Annotated in this window: 13 protein-coding genes; 4 read left to right on the plus strand and 9 right to left on the minus strand. The window is 60.9% G+C overall.

The features are described from left to right. Positions 1-81 precede the first annotated feature (81 nt). Entirely contained in the window at positions 82-2,511 is a 2,430-nt protein-coding gene (locus tag K5R88_RS11900) for a TonB-dependent receptor (RefSeq protein ID WP_226300006.1), read from the plus strand. Positions 2,512-2,646: 135 nt separating this feature from the next. Here K5R88_RS11900 and K5R88_RS11905 read toward each other — a convergent pair whose 3' ends face one another. The 4 genes from K5R88_RS11905 to K5R88_RS11920 all read right to left on the minus strand — a co-directional run bounded on the left by K5R88_RS11905 (position 2,647) and on the right by K5R88_RS11920 (position 6,596). Next, entirely contained in the window at positions 2,647-4,089 is a 1,443-nt protein-coding gene (locus tag K5R88_RS11905) for a mechanosensitive ion channel domain-containing protein (RefSeq protein WP_192228888.1), read from the minus strand. 181 nt (positions 4,090-4,270) lie between these two features. Beyond that, entirely contained in the window at positions 4,271-4,897 is a 627-nt protein-coding gene (gene ycaC, locus K5R88_RS11910) for an isochorismate family cysteine hydrolase YcaC (protein ID WP_008032356.1), read from the minus strand. 56 nt (positions 4,898-4,953) lie between these two features. Next, on the minus strand, positions 4,954-5,637 hold the full coding sequence (locus K5R88_RS11915; RefSeq protein ID WP_008032355.1) for an isochorismatase family protein: 684 nt from the start codon (positions 5,635-5,637) through the stop codon (positions 4,954-4,956). Positions 5,638-5,729: 92 nt separating this feature from the next. Further along, complete coding sequence (locus K5R88_RS11920) at positions 5,730-6,596, minus strand: pirin family protein (protein WP_192417982.1); 867 nt, start codon at positions 6,594-6,596, stop codon at positions 5,730-5,732. Between the two features lie 105 nt (positions 6,597-6,701). On the opposite strand from K5R88_RS11920, the gene K5R88_RS11925 reads away from it, so the two are divergent. The 3 genes from K5R88_RS11925 (at position 6,702) to dkgB (ending at position 9,282) form a co-directional block, all read left to right on the plus strand. After that, positions 6,702-7,610 carry a LysR substrate-binding domain-containing protein gene (locus tag K5R88_RS11925; RefSeq protein ID WP_226300007.1) on the plus strand — a complete coding sequence of 303 codons (909 nt, stop codon included), beginning with the start codon at positions 6,702-6,704 and terminating at the stop codon, positions 7,608-7,610. Positions 7,611-7,707: 97 nt separating this feature from the next. Then, complete coding sequence (locus tag K5R88_RS11930) at positions 7,708-8,247, plus strand: PaaI family thioesterase (protein WP_008032351.1); 540 nt, start codon at positions 7,708-7,710, stop codon at positions 8,245-8,247. Between the two features lie 231 nt (positions 8,248-8,478). Continuing rightward, positions 8,479-9,282, plus strand: a complete 804-nt coding sequence (dkgB, locus tag K5R88_RS11935) for a 2,5-didehydrogluconate reductase DkgB (RefSeq protein ID WP_207286037.1) — start codon at positions 8,479-8,481, stop codon at positions 9,280-9,282. 3 nt (positions 9,283-9,285) lie between these two features. Here the strand turns inward: dkgB and K5R88_RS11940 are convergent, their stop codons facing one another. The 5 genes from K5R88_RS11940 to mgtA form a co-directional block, all read right to left on the minus strand. Then, positions 9,286-12,528, minus strand: a complete 3,243-nt coding sequence (locus K5R88_RS11940) for a transporter substrate-binding domain-containing protein (RefSeq protein ID WP_226300008.1) — start codon at positions 12,526-12,528, stop codon at positions 9,286-9,288. Beyond that, positions 12,529-13,155, minus strand: a complete 627-nt coding sequence (locus K5R88_RS11945; RefSeq protein ID WP_008039990.1) for a response regulator transcription factor — start codon at positions 13,153-13,155, stop codon at positions 12,529-12,531. A 110-nt stretch (positions 13,156-13,265) separates the two neighbouring features. Then, the gene (locus tag K5R88_RS11950; protein WP_226300009.1) at positions 13,266-13,664 is read right to left on the minus strand and encodes a chemotaxis protein CheY; all 399 of its coding nucleotides are present in this window, start codon (positions 13,662-13,664) and stop codon (positions 13,266-13,268) included. Positions 13,665-13,787: 123 nt separating this feature from the next. Beyond that, the gene (locus K5R88_RS11955) at positions 13,788-14,504 is read right to left on the minus strand and encodes an MgtC/SapB family protein (protein ID WP_008032341.1); all 717 of its coding nucleotides are present in this window, start codon (positions 14,502-14,504) and stop codon (positions 13,788-13,790) included. Positions 14,505-14,657: 153 nt separating this feature from the next. Beyond that, positions 14,658-17,360 (minus strand): magnesium-translocating P-type ATPase, encoded by a 2,703-nt coding sequence (gene mgtA, locus K5R88_RS11960; protein WP_207286034.1) that lies wholly within the window; start codon positions 17,358-17,360, stop codon positions 14,658-14,660. Positions 17,361-17,574 lie beyond the last annotated feature (214 nt).

Consider the following 17,574-nt stretch of genomic DNA (forward strand, 5'->3'; position numbering starts at 1 on the left):
ACAGTCCCCTGATACCTTTCCGCGTTTCGTTCGGTGTGTGGATAGACCTCTTCAATTCCACGCGCTCGACAGGAACGCCGAATGACTTCAACACCGCTGCACCGCCCCGCCGATTTCCCGCTCAAGGCCCTGAGCCTGAGCATTGCCCTGGCCTTTACCGCGATGCTGCCGATCAACAGCCATGCCGCTGACACCGTCAGCGAAAGTACCAGCCGCAACGTCGATATCGGGCCGGGCTTGCTCAGTCATACCCTGGCGCAATTCGCCGTGGCGGTCGGCGTGCCGTTGTCGTTCGATCCGGCGCAACTGGGCAATCGCCAGAGCCCGGGATTGCAAGGCAACTACAGCGTGCAGTCAGGCTTCGCGCAATTGCTTGAGGGCAGCGGTTTCGAGTTGATCAGCACGGGCGGAAACGGTTACACCGTGGCGCCGCGAGTCGCTGCCAACGGTGCGCTGGAGCTGGGCGCCACCAGCGTCAGCGCCCTGCGCGACGACAACGCGGACACCTACGGTGGCGGTCAGGTCGCCAAGGTTGCGCAGATCGGCATGCTCGGTAACCAGGCCTTGAAAGACCTGCCCTTCAGCGTCACCAGCTACACCGCCAAAACCATCGCCGACCAGCAAGCGCAGACCGTGGGCGATGTGTTGCTCAACGACGCTTCGGTTCGGCAGTCCGCCGGCTTTGGCAACTTCTCCCAGGTGTTCGTGATCCGCGGTTTGCCGCTGCTGTCCGATGACATTTCCTATAACGGTCTTTACGGCATCCTGCCCCGGCAGATCATCGCCACCGAAGCGCTGGAACGGGTCGAGTTGTTCAAGGGACCGAACGCTTTTGTGAATGGTGTTACGCCCAGCGGCAGCGGGATTGGCGGTGGCGTCAACCTGCAACCCAAACGCGCCAACGATGTGCCGACCCGCAGCGTCACCCTCGATTACAGCGACGATGGCCGGGTCGGCGGGCATCTGGACCTGGGCCAGCGCTTTGGCGAAGACAACCGATTCGGCGCGCGGGTCAATCTGCTGCAACGCGAAGGCGCCACCGCCGTCGATGACGAAGACCGTCGCTCGTCGCTGATCAGCGTCGGCCTGGACTACCGAGGTGATCGCCTGCGGGTGTCGACGGACCTGGGCTATCAGAAACAGGTGATCAATCAGGGCCGCTCGGTGATCTATGTCGATTCGACCTTGAGCAAAGCGCCCAAGGTGCCGGATGCCAACGCCGGTTACGCACAGAGCTGGAGCTACTCGCAACTGGAAGACACCTTCGGCATGGCCCGCGCCGAGTACGACCTCAGTGACAACTGGACCGCCTACGTGTCCGGCGGCGCCAAACACACCCGGGAAAACGGCGTGTATTCGTCGCTGACCGTCACCGACCTCAACGGCAATGCCCGGGGTGGCATGCTTTACTCGCCTCACGACGAGGACAACAAAAGCCTGATGACCGGCCTCAACGGCCACTTGAACACCGGGCCGATCAGTCACCAATTGAACCTGGGCCTCGCGGGTATCTGGGGCCAGCAACGCTCGGCGTTCGAAACCATAGGCGCCGCCACGCGCTACAGCACCAACCTCTACGACGTCACGGACAAACCGCGCCCAAGCCCCACATCGTTTGCCAGCGACATTCACGACCCACGCATCGTCGGCAAGAACACCCTGCGCAGCGCGGCGGTGTCCGACACCCTGGGTTTCATCGATGATCGCGTCCTGCTCACCCTCGGCGTACGGCGCCAGACGCTCAACGTCGATGGCTGGAACACCACCACCGGCGCACGCACCTCAAGCTACGAAGAGTCGATCACCACGCCGGTCTATGGCCTGGTGATCAAGCCATGGGAACACGTTTCGTTCTACGCCAACCGCATCGAAGGCCTGGCCAAGGGCCCGACGCCGCCGACCAGCGCGATCAACCGCGACGAGACCTTCGCCCCGGTGCGCAGCAAGCAAATCGAAGCCGGCGTGCGCCTGGACATGGACACCTATGGCGCGAGCCTCGGCGTGTACCGCATCGAACAGCCGTCGAGCTACACCCAGGACGGGATCTTCCGGGTCGATGGCGAGCAGCAAAACAAAGGCGTGGAGTTGAACGTCTATGGCGAGCCGCTTGATGGCCTGCGCCTGCTGAGCGGCGCGACGCTGATGAAGACTGAAATCGAAGGCAGCACCAACGGGGTCAACGACGGCAACCGCGCCGTCGGCGTACCGCGTTTTCAACTCAACGTCGGGGCGGATTGGGACGTGCCGGGGATTGAAGGCGCGGCGCTCAGTGCGCGGATGCTGCGCACCGGCGGGCAATACCTGAACGCCGCCAACACCCAGAGCATTCCGGCGTGGAACCGCTTTGATGTGGGGTCGCGGTATGCCTTCAAGATGGATGAGAAGCAAATCACCTTGCGCGCCAATCTGGAGAACGTGGCGAACAAGGCCTATTGGGCCTCGGCGAATGGCGGGTACCTGACGCAGGGGACGCCGCGGACACTGAAGGTTTCGGCGACGCTGGATTTCTGATTTTTTGTGGTGAGGTCAATATTGCCTTCGCGGGCAAGTCGGGTCGCCGCACCGCTCGCTCCTACAGGGGATTGAGTCGTACCTGTAGGAGCGAGGCTTGCCCGCGAACCGCGCAGCGGCCATTCAACACAACCCTTACGCCCGACTGCGCAACCACTGCAAAAACCCCTTCTTCTCCACCACCTTCGGCGTTTCCTGGGTCAACGTCTGTGCCTTGTGCAAACGGAAATCCAGCAACGCCTTCATCGCTTCGCCGATGTCATGCCGCGCATCCAGGCACGGTTTGAGGTAGTCCTTTTCGATCCGGTACAGGCTGCAAGCGGTCTTGGCGCTGAAGTCCGCCGGCAGCGCCGTGTCCGACAAGATCCCGCCCTCGCCGATCACCTCGCCCGGCCCCATGCGCCCGGACTCGAACTTGCCCCCTGCGCGGCTCAGCGCCACCGAGACCACGCCGGATTCGATGATGAACAGATGATCGCTGACCTCCCCCGCCGGCAGGATCATTTCCCCGGCGCGGAAGTTTTGCAGGGTCATGTGCTGGCTGAAGGTTTCTTTTTCTTCCTGACGCAAAGTCGAAAAAATCGCCGAGCTTTCCAGCAACGCCCGTGGCCGCGACAGGTTCACCGGTGCATTCGATTCGACGCTGGACAACAGGCTCACGCCGGATGCCTGCAAGTGCCGGAACGCCAGATCGAACAGCAGATTGCGCACCATGCGCTTCTGGTCCATCGAGACCACGAAGCCGCTGATTTCGTATTCCACGCCGGTGGCGCTCGAACCTTTGAGCGCGACACACGGCGCCGGCTTGGCCAGCAGGTATCGGCACCCCTCCATCGCCCGCTCCAGCGCATCGATCACCGTTTGCGGACGTGCGTGCGGGCTCAACTGCAAGCTGATCGACACGCCGAAAATGTCGCTCGGCCGGCTGAAGTTGATGATCTTGGCCTTGGCGGCCAGCGAGTTGGGGATCACCGCCATGCTGCCCTGGGACGTTTGCAGGCGCGTGGCGCGCCAATCGATGTCGGTGACCCTACCTTCGGTGCCGTCGATGGAGATCCAGTCATCCAGTTGATAGGGTTTGGTGGTGTTGAGGACGATCCCCGAGAACACGTCGCTGAGGGTGCTTTGCAACGCCAGGCCGACGATGATCGCCAACGCGCCGGACGTCGCCAGCACGCCTTTGACCGGCAGGTCGAGCACGTACGCCAGGGCCGCGATGATCGCGATCAGGAAAATCACCGCGCCGAGCAAATCCTGGAGCAGGCGACCGGTGTGCCCGACCCGTTGCATCATCCCTGCGCCGATCAACACCGTCAGGGTGCGCGCGCCGAACAGCCACCAGCCAATCTGCAAGCCGGTCGCCGCCAGGTGCAACGGCACGTTGTCCGCCCAGGGCGCGGGCTCCAGAGGGTTCAGGCCTTCGTTGAACAACAGGATGCTGAACAACGTGAAAATCAGCAGCCGCACCAACAGTTTCCAGTTGCTGCCACTGGCACTGATCAAGCGCCACAGCCCCAGATCGATGATGATCAGGATCAGGGCACAGACCAGCGGGTGATTGGTAAGCAGTGACAGCATCAAGCAACTCCAGCCATGTACGGATGGGCACAGTGTAGGAGCAAACGCAGTCGTTGGAACAACACAAAACACTGTAGGAGCCGGCTTGCCGGCGATGGTGGTCTCACAGTCACTCAATTGTTGACTGCTCTACCGCCATCGCCAGCAAGCCGGCTCCTACAGGGGTGATGTGTGTCAGTGATTATTTGCTATTGGTCAGCGTGTTGTAGCTGGTCATCAGGTTGCGGTAGTCCGGGATGTGGTTGGAGAACAGGGTCGCCAGGCCTTCCACGTCGTTGCGCCAGTCGCGATGCAGCTCGCAGGCCAGGCCGAACCAGGTCATCAATTGCGCGCCGGAAGACGACATGCGGTCCCAGGCCGATTGGCGGGTCAGCTCGTTGAACGTGCCGGAAGCGTCCGTCACCACAAACACGTCAAAACCTTCCGCCAGTGCCGACAGCGCCGGGAATGCCACGCACACCTCGGTCACCACGCCGGCGATGATCAGTTGCTTCTTGCCGGTGGCCTTGATCGCCTTGACGAAGTCTTCGTTGTCCCAGGCATTGATCTGGCCAGGACGGGCAATGTAAGGCGCATCCGGAAACAGCGCTTTGAGCTCGGGCACCAGCGGGCCGTTGGGGCCGGTTTCGAAACTGGTGGTGAGGATGGTCGGCAATTTGAAGTACTTGGCCAGGTCGGCCAGGGCCAGCACGTTGTTCTTGAAACGGTCCGGTTCGATGTCCCGCACCAGAGACAGCAGGCCCGCCTGATGATCCACCAACAGAACGGCGGCGTTATCCTTGTCGAGACGTTTGTAAGAAGTAGTCATTTCAGTAGTCCTCGCGTGTTATCGATGCCGAGTGGAAATCGGCGTGGGGTACTCGGTTAGCGCTGGGAATCCAGCACTTCGTGTTCGTTCGCCACTTGCTGGGCCTTGAGGTAACTCTCGATCAGCAATTGATAATGCGGCATGGCCTGGGCGTAGACAGCCGCCCACTGCTCGGCATCCGGACGGTTCCACGAGCCTTGCAGCTCAGAGAGCGTAGCCATGATGTCGATCGGCACCACCCCGGCTTGTGCCAAACGGGCAATCGTCAGATCAGTGGCCAGTTTCGAGTGGTTGCCGGAAGCATCGACCACGGCAAACACTTTGTAGCCTTCATGCACCGCCGCAATGGACGGGAACGCCAGGCATACGCTGGTCAGGGTGCCGGCGATCACCAGGGTTTTCTTGCCGGTGGCTTTGACTGCCGCGTGAAACTCGGCATTGTCCCAGGCGTTGATTTCACCTTTGCGCGCCACGTATTGAGCATGCGGCGCGGCTTCGTGGATTTCCGGAATCAACGGTCCGTTCGGTCCTTGCGGTACGGAAGCGGTGGTGATCACCGGCATCTTCAGCAGTGTCGCGGCTTTGGCCAGGGCAATGGCGTTGGCGCGCAGTTGCGGTACGTCCATGTCCTTGACGATCTGGAACAATCCGCTCTGGTGGTCGATCAACAGCATCGCGCTGTCGTTGGGATCGATGGTCGGTTTTTGGCCATTGAAGTTGGCCGCGTTGACGGTACTCATGTGCGTCTCCTCTTTATTTCAGGCAACAGCCATCCCTGGCCCCGGAACCGGCCTACGCATCCTGTGTAGAGCGGGTTGTTGAACCTGTAGGGTTAACCGTGCATCCGGCCGAACCGACCGGACTGGAAGTCAGCAAAGGCCTGGTGAATCTCTTGCTCGCTGTTCATCACGAACGGGCCGTGGCCGACGATGGGTTCGTCGATCGGCTCGCCGCTGAGCAGCAACACGACTGCGTCGTTATTGGCTTCCAGACTGATCTGATGGCCATTGCGTTCGAACAACGCCAACTGCCCTTCGCGCACCAGTTCCAGGCCGTTGACCTGAACCGTGCCACGCAGCACCACCAGTGCGGTGTTGCGACCTTCATGCAGATCGAGGGTCAGCAACTTGCCGCCGTTGAGGCGCAAGTCCCAGACATCGACCGGGGTGAATGTCCGCGCCGGGCCGGTGTGGCCGTCGAATTCGCCGGCGATCAAGCGCAGGCTGCCGGCCTCGTCCTTGAGCGGGATGCTCGGAATGTCGCCGTCGAGAATCGTCTGGTAACCGGCGTCGGCCATTTTGTCTTTGGCCGGCAGGTTGACCCACAGCTGGACCATTTCCAGGGTGCCGCCGGTTTTGGCGAAGCCTTCGGAGTGGAACTCTTCGTGGAGAATCCCCGAGGCGGCGGTCATCCATTGCACATCGCCCGGGCCGATCTTGCCGCCGCTGCCGGTGGAGTCGCGGTGCTCCAGTTCGCCCTTATAAACGATAGTCACGGTTTCGAAACCGCGGTGCGGATGCTGACCAACGCCACGACGCTCGGTGGTCGGGGTGAATTCAGCAGGGCCGGCGTGATCCAGCAGCAAAAACGGGCTGATGTGTTTGCCCAGGTTGTCGTAGGAAAACAGCGTACGAACCGGAAAACCGTCGCCGACCCAATGGGTCCGTGGGCTGGTGTAGATGCCGATGATGTTTTTCATGCTGCCTCCGAAATCTGTGGTTTGACGCGATGGACAAAGCTTAAAACCGAACCCTTTGGTGCGCTAGACTGCAAAAATCAGCCTTAGCGTTCTATATGGAGAACGATGGTGGAAGACCTCAACACCCTCTACTACTTCACCCAAGTGGTGGAACATCAGGGTTTCGCTGCGGCCGGGCGGGCGCTGGACATGCCCAAATCGAAGCTCAGCCGACGCATCGCCGAGCTCGAAGAGCGCCTCGGTGTACGTCTGTTGCACCGCACCAGCCGGCATTGTTCGCTGACCGAAATCGGCCAGGCGTATTACCAGCGTTGCCTGGCCATGCGCGTGGAAGCGGAAAGCGCCGCCGAACTGATCGAGCGCAACCGCTCCGAACCCCAGGGCCTGGTGCGCATCAGTTGCCCGACCGCGTTGCTCAATTCCTGGGTCGGGCCGATGCTGACCCGCTACATGCTCAAATACCCGTTGGTGGAGTTGTTCATCGAGAGCACCAACCGCCGGGTCGACCTGATCCACGAGGGATTCGACATCGCCCTGCGCGTACGCTTTCCGCCGCTGGAGAACACCGATATGGTGATGAAGGTGCTGGGCAACAGCACCCAAAGCCTGGTGGGCAGCCCGGCCTTTGCCGAACGCTTGTCGACGCCCGCCTCCCCGGCCGACCTCAGCGGTTTGCCCAGCGTGCACTGGGGCGCGGCGCAGCGTGAATATCAGTGGGAATTATTCGGCGCGAACGGCGCCAGCGCGCTGATTCGACACGCGCCACGCATGGTCACCGATGACTTGCTGGCCCTGCGCCACGCGGTGCTCGCGGGGATTGGCGTCGCGCACCTGCCCAGCGTGGTGGTGCGCGATGACATTGCCGCCGGACGCCTCGTCGAACTGGTGCCAGGCTGGGCGCCCAAGTGCGGGATCGTCCATGCGATCTTCCCCTCTCGCCGTGGGTTACTGCCGTCGGTGCGGACGTTGATTGACTTTCTCGGTGAGGAATTCAGCTACTCCGATATTGCTTGAGGAACGCGACACGCGGGGCTGGCGGAGTTTTTATTTCGGACATAATATCAGCGCAGATTACAACCATAATATCTGCGCCCGTCCGAGGACACTGAACATGCAAAGCCCCAACCGAGAAGCCACCCTCGCCCAATGGATCGTTCAGGAAGACGCCATGCGCGCACGTCTGGCCGGGCCCGGCAGCCTGTCGCTGGCGGAAGTCAGCGCGCTGTCGCCGGCCGAGTTCTTCGAGGGCATCGGCAACGGTGAACTGCCTTCGCCGCCGATTGGCACGCTGATGGACTTCATCCCTATCGAATGGTCGGCCGGGCTGTTCATCTTCCAGGGCACGCCGGACGCCCGGCATTACAACCCGCTGGGCAGCGTGCATGGCGGTTATGCGGCGACCTTGCTGGATTCGTGCATGGGCTGCGCGATTCATACGCAGCTGAAAAAGGGCCAAGGGTATACGACGCTGGATCTGCGCATCAGTTATGTCCGCGCGCTGACCGGCGCCAGCGGACCGGTGCGGGCCGAGGGCAAGATTGTGCACCTGGGGCGTTCGACGGCGCTGGCCGAGGGGCGGATTTATGATGTGGATGGGCGGTTGTATGCGACGGGGTCGACCACCTGCATGATTCTTGAGGCTCGGGGGTAAGGTTTTAGACCGAGTCGTTGCCTTCGCGGGCAAGCCTCGCTCCTACAGAAACAGTGTGCCCCCTGTAGGAGCGAGGCTTGCCCGCGAAGGCGTCCGTTGCAACACCGCGAATCCTCTTGCCTTACGATTCATGACTTGCGGTAAACATTGCTTTGCCCATCCAGCGGTTTTTCTCAAGGATGCAGGCACGGATACTCGTGCCCATTCCCACTGCAACCCCTGGAGTCATTGATGTCTATTCCCGCATTCGGTCTTGGTACGTTTCGCTTGCAAGGCCAGGTGGTCATTGATTCGGTGAGCACTGGCCTGGAACTGGGCTACCGCGCCATCGATACCGCGCAAATCTACGAGAACGAAGCCGAGGTCGGCGAGGCCATCGCAGCCAGCGGCATTGCCCGTGAAGAACTGTTCATCACCAGCAAGATCTGGGTCGCCAACTTCGCCAAGGACCGCTTGATCGACAGCCTCAAAGAGAGCCTGCAAAAACTGCAGACCGACTACCTCGACCTGACACTGATCCACTGGCCATCGCCGGAAAACCAGGTGCCGGTCGAAGAATTCATGGGCGCGTTGCTCGAAGCCAAAAAACTCGGATTGACCCGGCAGATCGGCGTCTCCAACTTCACCGTCGACCTGATGAAGCAAGCCATCGCCGCCATCGGTGCCGAGCACATCGCCACCAACCAGATCGAATTGCACCCGTACCTGCAAAACCGCAAGGTCGTCGAGTTCGCGCAGAACCAGGACATCCAGATCACCTCCTACATGACCCTGGCCTACGGCGAAGTGCTGAAAGACCCGGTCATCCAGCAGATTGCCGAGCGCCTGCAAGCAACGCCTGCGCAAGTCACCCTGGCCTGGGCCATGCAATCGGGTTACGCGGTGATCCCGTCATCCACCAAACGCGCCAACCTGGAAAGCAACCTCAAGGCCTGCGCCCTGACCCTGAGCGACGCCGACATGGCACTGATCGCCGGCCTTGAACGCGCCCACCGCCTGACCAGCCCCAAAGGCATCGCGCCGAACTGGGATTAAGCGTCAGCCTCGCGCCAGCTGTTCGTCGAGGCGCCTCATGGTCTTAGCCAGCTGATCGACGGCTTTGTCGATCAGCTCTGGACTGCCATCACCGCAGGCACGCTCGAGGTCCTCGCAGCATTCGATCAGACTGACCGCCCGCACCATCAGCGCCCCGCCCTTGATGCGGTGCGCCAACTTACGCAGGGCATGCTGTTCGCCACTGGCGTGGGCCTTGAGCAACTCGTCCCGATCCGTGCGATTGGTCGCGGCCAGGTCACTCAACAGTTGATTGATCAGCTCGTAGTCCTCGCCGACGTAACGCTCCAGACCGCTCAAGTCGATGTCGGCGGTTGAGGGTGTTTCGATTTCGAGGGGCGGCACCGCGCCATCGGCAAACCTGGACGCCAACCAGGCGCCCAGATCCGCCAGGCGGATCGGCTTGAACAGGCAGTCGTCCATCCCCGCTTCCAGGCAACGGGCCTTCTCCTCGGGCTGCGCATTGGCGGTCAACCCCAGAATCAGGATCGGTTGCAATCCCTGAGTCCGCTCTTCATCGCGGATGGCCCCGGCCAACTCATAACCGCTGAGCACCGGCATGTTGCAGTCGGTAATCAGCACATCAAATTCATATTCGCGCCATCGATCAAGACCTTGCTGGCCATCCTCGGCGTCCATCACCCGGTGGCCCAGGTAGCTCAACTGCCGTGAGAGCAGCAATCGATTGGCCGGGTAATCATCGACCACCAGAATGGTCAGCGGCCGGGTCTGCGCCTGTTCCTCACGGTCGGGTGACTCGCTGGACGGCAACGGTTGCAACGCGGGCAGATCCAGGCAGACATCAATCCGCGTGCCCTTCCCCAACACGCTGGCAAGCTGCAATTGACCGCCCATCATTTCGCACAACGTGCTGCTGATCACCAACCCCAGACCTGAGCCGTTTCGACCTGTTTGCTGGCTGTTTTGCGCCTGCACAAACGGGCTGAACAGTCGCTGCCGATCGATTTCGCTGATACCGATGCCGGTGTCTTCAATGCGCACCGAGACCGCCAGTTGCCCGACTGCACGGGGCTCGACCCGCAGCGTCAGGCGCACTTCACCTTCTTCGGTGAACTTGATCGCGTTGCTCAGCAGATTGGACAGCACCTGCTTGAAACGCGTGGGGTCGATCAACACGTCGGCTTCGCTGTGCTCGCCCAAGTCGACGCGCCACTCCAGGTTCTTCTGCCGGGCCAGGCCTTCAAATACCCGGCACACCGATTCGACCAGCGTGCGCAGGTTGGCCCGTTCCGGCGTCAGGGACAAATGCCCGGACTCGATGCGGGCGATGTCCAGAATGTCGCCAATCAACGCCAGCAATTGTTGCCCGGCATTGGCCGCCACCTCGATGGCCGACCGGTCGGTGACGCCTTCATCCGCTCGCTTCAGCGCCAGTTCGAGCATGCCAAGCAGCGCATTCATCGGCGTGCGGATCTCATGGCTCATGGTCGCCAGAAACGTGGTCTTGGCACGGTTCGCCTCATCCGCCGCGTCCTTGGCGTCCTGCAGTTGACTGAGCAATTGCTGACGCAGGCGGATCTGCCGGCGCTGCCAGGCGATCCACGCCAGCGCCAGCAACAGCAAGGCGCCGGCACCGACAAAGGCCTGGAGAATGTCCTGCCGGTGACGCAGCCAGAAGCTCTGTTCAACCATCAGGTCATTGCGCCAATAACCGGTCATTTCATCGATTTCTTCAGGGGAGATACTCAGCAGTGCCTTGTCCAGGATCGAATGCAGCTCAACGGCCTCGCGACCGGTCGCCAGGGTGCTGCGGGCCGGATCGGTGCCGACGGTGCTGGTCACTTGCAGGCGGTCGCGGTATTGCCGGGAAATCATGATCCGGGCACCGATCAACGAGTTGATGGCGCCGTCCGTCCTGCCCTGGGCGACCATTTCCATCCCGTCCGCGGTCAACGGCGCAGTGACCAGTTCGACCTGCGGGAAATGCTGGCGAATGAATTCCCCGGCACTGTTACCCTGGGTGATGGCCAGTTTTTTGCCCGCCATCTCATCCAGTGTCCGCGGGCTGTCGGATGCAATGCGGGTCACCAGCACATTCGGGCTGGTCAGAAACGGCCGGGTAAATCGCAGTTCTGTTTCACGCTCAATGCTGGGGCTGATCCCGGCGACCACGTCAACATGACCGCTCCTGATCCACTCGAACAATTCGGCCACTGACCGGGTTGGCTGAATGTCGAATTTCAAACCTGTACGTAAACTGATTTTCGCCAGCACATCGATGCTGATGCCCCGGTAATTGCCCCCGTCATCGACGAAGGAAATCGGCATGAGGTTTTGGTTGATCGCCACTCGCACGCGTGGATGATTATTGAGCCAGCGTTGCTCGGCGACACTGAAGTGCAGGGCTTGCGTACCGGCAATGGAAGCCCCGCTGCCGCCCCATCGCCGCAGGATATTCATTCGTTCATTGGTCGGGATCGCCGCCAGCGCCCGGTTGACGATACGTTGCAACTGGAGGTTGTCGAGGTTCATCGCAAACGCGAAACGCCCGGATTCCATACGGGAAAAATCCGCCAGTTGAACGTTGTTGAGGTAATTTTTGCTGATCAGGTGATTGACGCTGATGGCGTCCCCCAGATAGGCGTCCGACTGACCAAACGCAACGGCGCCCACCGCGCCCAGCGTTGAAGGGAACAGCTGCACATTCGCCTTGGGATAAAAAGCCTGCACTTGTTGCTCGGGCAAATAGTGGTACAGCATCGCCAGCCGTTTACCGGCAAGGTCCGGGTCCAGTGGCAGGGATGAATCGGTGCGCGTGACCAGCACCGGTTGATCATCGGCATAGGCACTGGACATCCGCAGTTGTGGATCCTCGACCTCATAACGGTTGGCCGTTCCCAACAGGTCAGCCGCCCCTTCCTTGATCGCACGCACCGCCTCGTCCCGCGATGCATAGCGGTGAACATCGATCTCAACGTTCAATAGCTGTTTGAGCAGCCCGGCATAGTCAGCCGTCAGCCCTTCGTAGTCGGTGCCGGTGGTGGTGATGTCGAAGGGCGGATAATCCGGCGCCGAGACGGCCAGCACCAGCCGGCCTTTCTGGCGCAGTACACGCGAATCGGCATCCGACAGTTTGACGTCGTAGCCGTCGACGCTGGAGCGTCCGAGCAGGGTCAGTGATTGCGGTTGGGCATAGGCAGTCGATACCCACAAACAGACCGGGAGTACGAGGGATATCAGCCAACGCAATTGCCGAGAGGTACTCACTCAAATCAGACCGTTACGCTGGGCGGTCTCTCTCAAGTGAACCTTGGACTCCACATTGAGTTTTTCCGTCAAACGGGTTTTGTAGGTGCTGATGGTCTTGTGGCTCAGGTTCAAGAGTTTGGCGATTTCCTTGTTGCTTAATCCCTCGGCCAGGTACCGGAATATGGTCAGTTCACGGTCGGAGAGCTTGTCGATCCTCTCCATCTCGCTGAGTTGCATTGTGCTCAACGACACCGAACTCGACGGCAACTTGGCGAAATAGGTGTAACCGGCCATCACCGCCAGCACTGCCTCGTGCAAATGCTTCAAGTCGTTGGCCTTGGAAACATAAGCCCTGGCGCTGGCACGCATGCAGCGGTCCTGATAAAACCTTGGATCTTGCCCGGTGAAAACCAGTACTCGACAACGCTCGTCACTGGCCTGAATGCGGGCCAACACTTCCAGCCCGCCGAGACGGGGCATCATCAGATCCAGCACCACCAGATCGGGTTGATGCTTACGGATCGCTGAAAAGACCTCGTTGCCGTTGGATACCTTATGAATCAGTTTGAATCCCAGCTGTGTAAGCAGCATCGCGACTGCAGTGCACACCACCGGATGATCGTCTGCTATTACCGCTGACTTCATGGCAACTCCCTGTGCAGATACAAGACGATTGGGTAATGAATGCCCATGGGGCAGCCCCCGGCTACACGCAGCAGCTGCGCGAAGACTCTTGCACGGAAACACGCGCCCGACTACCTGACAGAAATGACAGTACCGACGAACGGTAGCTGTGGATCAACGGTCGCCATCAGCCGTTGAATGCACGCCAGATCGGGTAACGCAGCATCACTCACCTGAACCTTTTGCTGCCCGCAAGCCGGGGTCGGCGGCCCGTCATAGATCAAGGCGTGGTGAACCTGTGGGTGGTCGAGGAAGAAGTTGCGCAGGTCCAGGGCCCCGTCCGCCAGCGCGGCATTGATGACCACCAGGTCGAAAGGCACGCCGCCGTACTCGGTCAGGGTCAACAGTTCGGCAAGGTTTTGCACGGGGGCCACGCGGTAATAATCGAGCTGGTTGAACAGGCGCTCGATTCTCATCCGCTGAAAATGCTGCTCGTCGGCAATCAGGATACGTAACGCTTTGTTCGGCAACCGGGGCCCCCAGGAGGGTTTCAGATTCGTGAGGCCGCAAGGCTACGGAAGAGCCAACGAGCTTTCTGTAGGACTATTCCTAAAACCCGAGACATTTATTCCGTTGTCAGAGGGGATTCAACGCTATTCCGTCGTACTCGGACTCCAGAACGCCTGCACCACCAGCGTCGATGTCGAAATCCGCGCCACCAGCGCATCCAGCTCGTCGCCGTCCACGGACGTCGTCGCGAGGGTCGCCTCCACCTCGATTTCATCTGCGCCGAACGCGTGTACATCAACATCGCTCGCCGGGTAATTGCTGCGCTCAAGTTCCGCTTCCAGCAGCGCCAGCACGGCTTTTTGTTGTGAACGGCGGGCGATCACGTAAACGATGTTGGTAACTTCAGCCGAAATCACATCCAGCGGCTGACGGTTGATGTTGTTGACGATCGGCCGCAGCAAGGTATTGGCCGCCAGTACGAACAGCGTGCCGAGCAAGGCCTCCAGGACCAGATCGGCCCCTGCGCAGGCACCGACCGCCGCCGAAGCCCACAGCGTTGCCGCGGTGTTGAGGCCACGCACGTTGCCCTCTTCGCGCATGATCACCCCGGCACCGAGGAAGCCGATGCCGGAAACCACGTAGGCGACCACCCGCACCGCGCCTTCGGCCCCGCCGAGGCGATTGGCCATGTCGACGAAAATCGCCGCCCCCACCGCGACCAGCACGTTGGTGCGCAGGCCGGCGGTGCGTTGGCGGTATTGGCGCTCGAAGCCGATCAGGCCACCGAGGATGAAGGCCGCGCTGAGGCTGACCAGGGTGTCGACCAGGGAGGTCAGGTTGATGTTGTTGAGTGCTTGCATGAATGTTTTCCTGAATCTTCAGCCTTGTATTCAATTCCTTGTAGGAGCAAGGCTTGCCCGCGAAGAACGATGACGCGGTTTGCTTTGGAAATGAGGCGCGCCCTTCGCGGGCAAGTCGGATCGCCGCACCGCTCGCTCCTACATCTGGCAGCATTACTGCCAGCCAAACCGGCGGATGTAGAAGCCCTTCACCGCCTGGGTGAGCGCCATGTACGCCAGCAGAATCACCGGCAAAAACACAAAGTACAGCGACGGCAGCGCCTGCAATTTGAAGTAGTGCGCCAAGGGCCCCATCGGCAGGAAAATCCCCACGGCCATGATGATTCCGGTCATCACCAGCAGCGGCATGGCGGCGCGGCTTTGCAGGAACGGAATCTTCGGTGTGCGAATCATGTGCACGATCAGCGTCTGGGTCAGCAGCCCGACCACGAACCAGCCGGACTGGAACAGGGTCTGGTGGTCCGGGGTATTGGCGTCGAACACGTACCACATCAAGGCAAACGTCGTGATGTCGAAGATCGAACTGATCGGGCCAAAGAACAGCATGAAACGCCCGACATCCGCCGGTTGCCAGCGTTGCGGTTGCTTGAGCATTTCTTCGTCGACGTTATCGAACGGAATGGCGATCTGCGAAATGTCATAGAGCAGGTTCTGCACCAGCAGGTGCATCGGCAGCATCGGCAGGAACGGGATGAACGCGCTGGCCACCAGCACCGAGAACACGTTGCCGAAGTTCGAGCTCGCGGTCATCTTGATGTACTTGAGCATGTTGGCGAAGGTCCGCCGCCCTTCCAGCACGCCCTCCTCCAGGACCATCAGGCTTTTTTCCAGCAGGATGATGTCCGCCGCTTCCTTGGCGATGTCCACGGCGCTGTCCACCGAAATGCCGATGTCGGCGGTGCGCAGCGCAGGGGCGTCGTTGATGCCATCGCCCATGAACCCGACCACGTGGCCGTTGCCTTTGAGCAGTCGGACGATGCGTTCCTTGTGCGACGGCGTCAGTTTGGCGAAGACGTTGGTGGTCTCCACGGCCACCGCCAGTTCGGCGTCGGTCATGCGCTCGATGTCGTTGCCCATCAACAGGCCTTGCTGCTCCAGGCCGACTTCGCGGCAGATTTTCGCGGTCACCAGTTCGTTGTCGCCGGTCAGCACTTTCACCGCCACGCCATGCGCGGCCAGCGCTTTCAAGGCCGGCGCGGTGCTTTCCTTCGGTGGATCGAGAAACGCCACGTAGCCGATCAGCGTCAGGGCCTGCTCATCCGCCAGGCTGTAAGTCTCGCGCCCCTCGATCATCGGCCGCGCGGCAACCGCCACCACCCGCAGCCCCTCGGCATTGAACGAGGCGGTGACCTGACGAATCCGCGCCAGCAGTTCATCGCTCAGTGCTTCATCGCGTTCGCCGTGACGCACCCGCGTGCACACCGCCAGCACCTCTTCCACCGCACCTTTGCAGATCAACAGATGCGGTTGACCACGCTCGGCAACCACCACCGACATGCGCCGCCGGGTGAAGTCGAACGGGATCTCGTCGACTTTGTGAAACGCCGTGCCGACTTTCAGTTCGCGGTGGATTTCGACGTGTTCGAGCACCGCCACGTCCAGCAGGTTTTTCAGGCCGGTCTGGTAGTAGCTGTTGAGGTAGGCCATTTCCAGCACGTCGTCGGAGTCGTTGCCCCAGACGTCGACGTTGCGCGCCAGAAAGATTTTGTCCTGGGTCAGGGTGCCGGTCTTGTCCGTGCACAGCACGTCCATGGCGCCGAAGTTCTGGATCGCATCGAGGCGCTTGACGATGACTTTTTTGCGCGACAGGAACACCGCACCTTTTGCCAGCGTCGAGGTGACGATCATCGGCAGCATTTCCGGGGTCAGGCCCACGGCAATCGACAGTGCGAACAGCAGCGCTTCGGTCCAGTCGCCTTTGGTGAACCCATTGATGAACAGCACCAGCGGCGCCATCACGAACATGAAGCGGATCAGCAACCAGCTGACTTTGTTGACCCCGGTCTGGAACGACGTCGGCGCGCGATCGGTGGCGCCGACCCGCTGGGCCAGCGCGCCAAAATAGGTGCTGTTGCCCGTGGTCAGAATCACCGCGATCGCCGTGCCGGACACGACGTTGGTGCCCATGAACAGGATGTTGTCCAGGTCCAGCGGATTGCTGGTGTCGCTGTCCTGCTGGTGGCGGAATTTTTCCACCGGCATCGATTCGCCGGTCATCGCCGCCTGGCTGACGAACAGGTCCTTGGCGCTGAGCACCCGGCAATCGGCGGGAATCATGTCGCCGGCCGAGAGCACGATCAGATCGCCCGGCACCAGCTGTTTGATGGGGACTTCGGTGCGCAGGGCATCGCGACGCATCACCGTGGCGGTGTTGCTGACCATCGCCTTGAGCGCGTCGGCCGCCTGGTTGGATTTGGTTTCCTGCCAGAAGCGCAGCAAGGTCGAGAGCACCACCATCGAGAAAATCACGATGGCGGCTTTCATGTCCTCGGTCAGCCACGAGATGACCGCGAGCAATGTCAGCAACAGGTTGAACGGGTTTTTGTAGCAGTGCCACAAGTGAGTCCACCACGGTAGCGGTTGCTCGTGCTCGACTTCGTTGAGGCCGAATTGCACGCGCAGTGCATCGGCTTCGGCTTCGCTCAGGCCGTCGGTGTGGCTGCCGAGGTTGTGCAGCAGTTGGCCGGTGTCGCTGTTGGCGGCGCTCACCAGGGTTTGCGCCAAGGTCGGCGGCACCTCGCGGCTGACCGTGGTGTCGGTGAAGGTTTCCAGCAGCGCCAGGCGACGGAAGTGTCGGGCGATGTGACGGGTGCGCAGGAATCCGGCAAAGAATTCTTTGAGCAGGTTCAGGTTCATGGCAGTTCCCCCAGGGTCAGCCGGGAAACCTTCCAGCAGGCGTGTCGGTGCACCGCGATGACGACAAAAAGTCGAACATCACGCACGGTTCAGCGTCGATGAGAGGACGTCGGGACACGGACCAGGACTGGCCGCGATCGGGATGCCGCTGCTCGCTATCAGGCGAGACAACGGCACAAAAGGTTGCGCGTTATCTTGCCGGGTTGTTGCCGGT

The sequence above is a fragment of the Pseudomonas sp. MM213 genome (assembly GCF_020423045.1).
Classification (GTDB): Bacteria; Pseudomonadota; Gammaproteobacteria; order Pseudomonadales; family Pseudomonadaceae; genus Aquipseudomonas; species Aquipseudomonas migulae.

Bases quoted from the DNA above. Each gene is read 5' to 3' on its own strand.
- K5R88_RS11905 (WP_192228888.1), bottom strand. From the start codon at position 4,089: ATGCTGTCACTGCTTACCAATCACCCGCTGGTCTGTGCCCTGATCCTG.
- K5R88_RS11900 (WP_226300006.1), top strand. From the start codon at position 82: ATGACTTCAACACCGCTGCACCGCCCCGCCGATTTCCCGCTCAAGGCC.
- mgtA (WP_207286034.1), bottom strand. From the start codon at position 17,360: ATGAACCTGAACCTGCTCAAAGAATTCTTTGCCGGATTCCTGCGCACC.
- K5R88_RS11945 (WP_008039990.1), bottom strand. From the start codon at position 13,155: ATGAAGTCAGCGGTAATAGCAGACGATCATCCGGTGGTGTGCACTGCA.
- K5R88_RS11955 (WP_008032341.1), bottom strand. From the start codon at position 14,504: ATGCAAGCACTCAACAACATCAACCTGACCTCCCTGGTCGACACCCTG.
- K5R88_RS11930 (WP_008032351.1), top strand. From the start codon at position 7,708: ATGCAAAGCCCCAACCGAGAAGCCACCCTCGCCCAATGGATCGTTCAG.
- K5R88_RS11925 (WP_226300007.1), top strand. From the start codon at position 6,702: ATGGTGGAAGACCTCAACACCCTCTACTACTTCACCCAAGTGGTGGAA.
- dkgB (WP_207286037.1), top strand. From the start codon at position 8,479: ATGTCTATTCCCGCATTCGGTCTTGGTACGTTTCGCTTGCAAGGCCAG.
- ycaC (WP_008032356.1), bottom strand. From the start codon at position 4,897: ATGACTACTTCTTACAAACGTCTCGACAAGGATAACGCCGCCGTTCTG.
- K5R88_RS11920 (WP_192417982.1), bottom strand. From the start codon at position 6,596: ATGAAAAACATCATCGGCATCTACACCAGCCCACGGACCCATTGGGTC.
- K5R88_RS11915 (WP_008032355.1), bottom strand. From the start codon at position 5,637: ATGAGTACCGTCAACGCGGCCAACTTCAATGGCCAAAAACCGACCATC.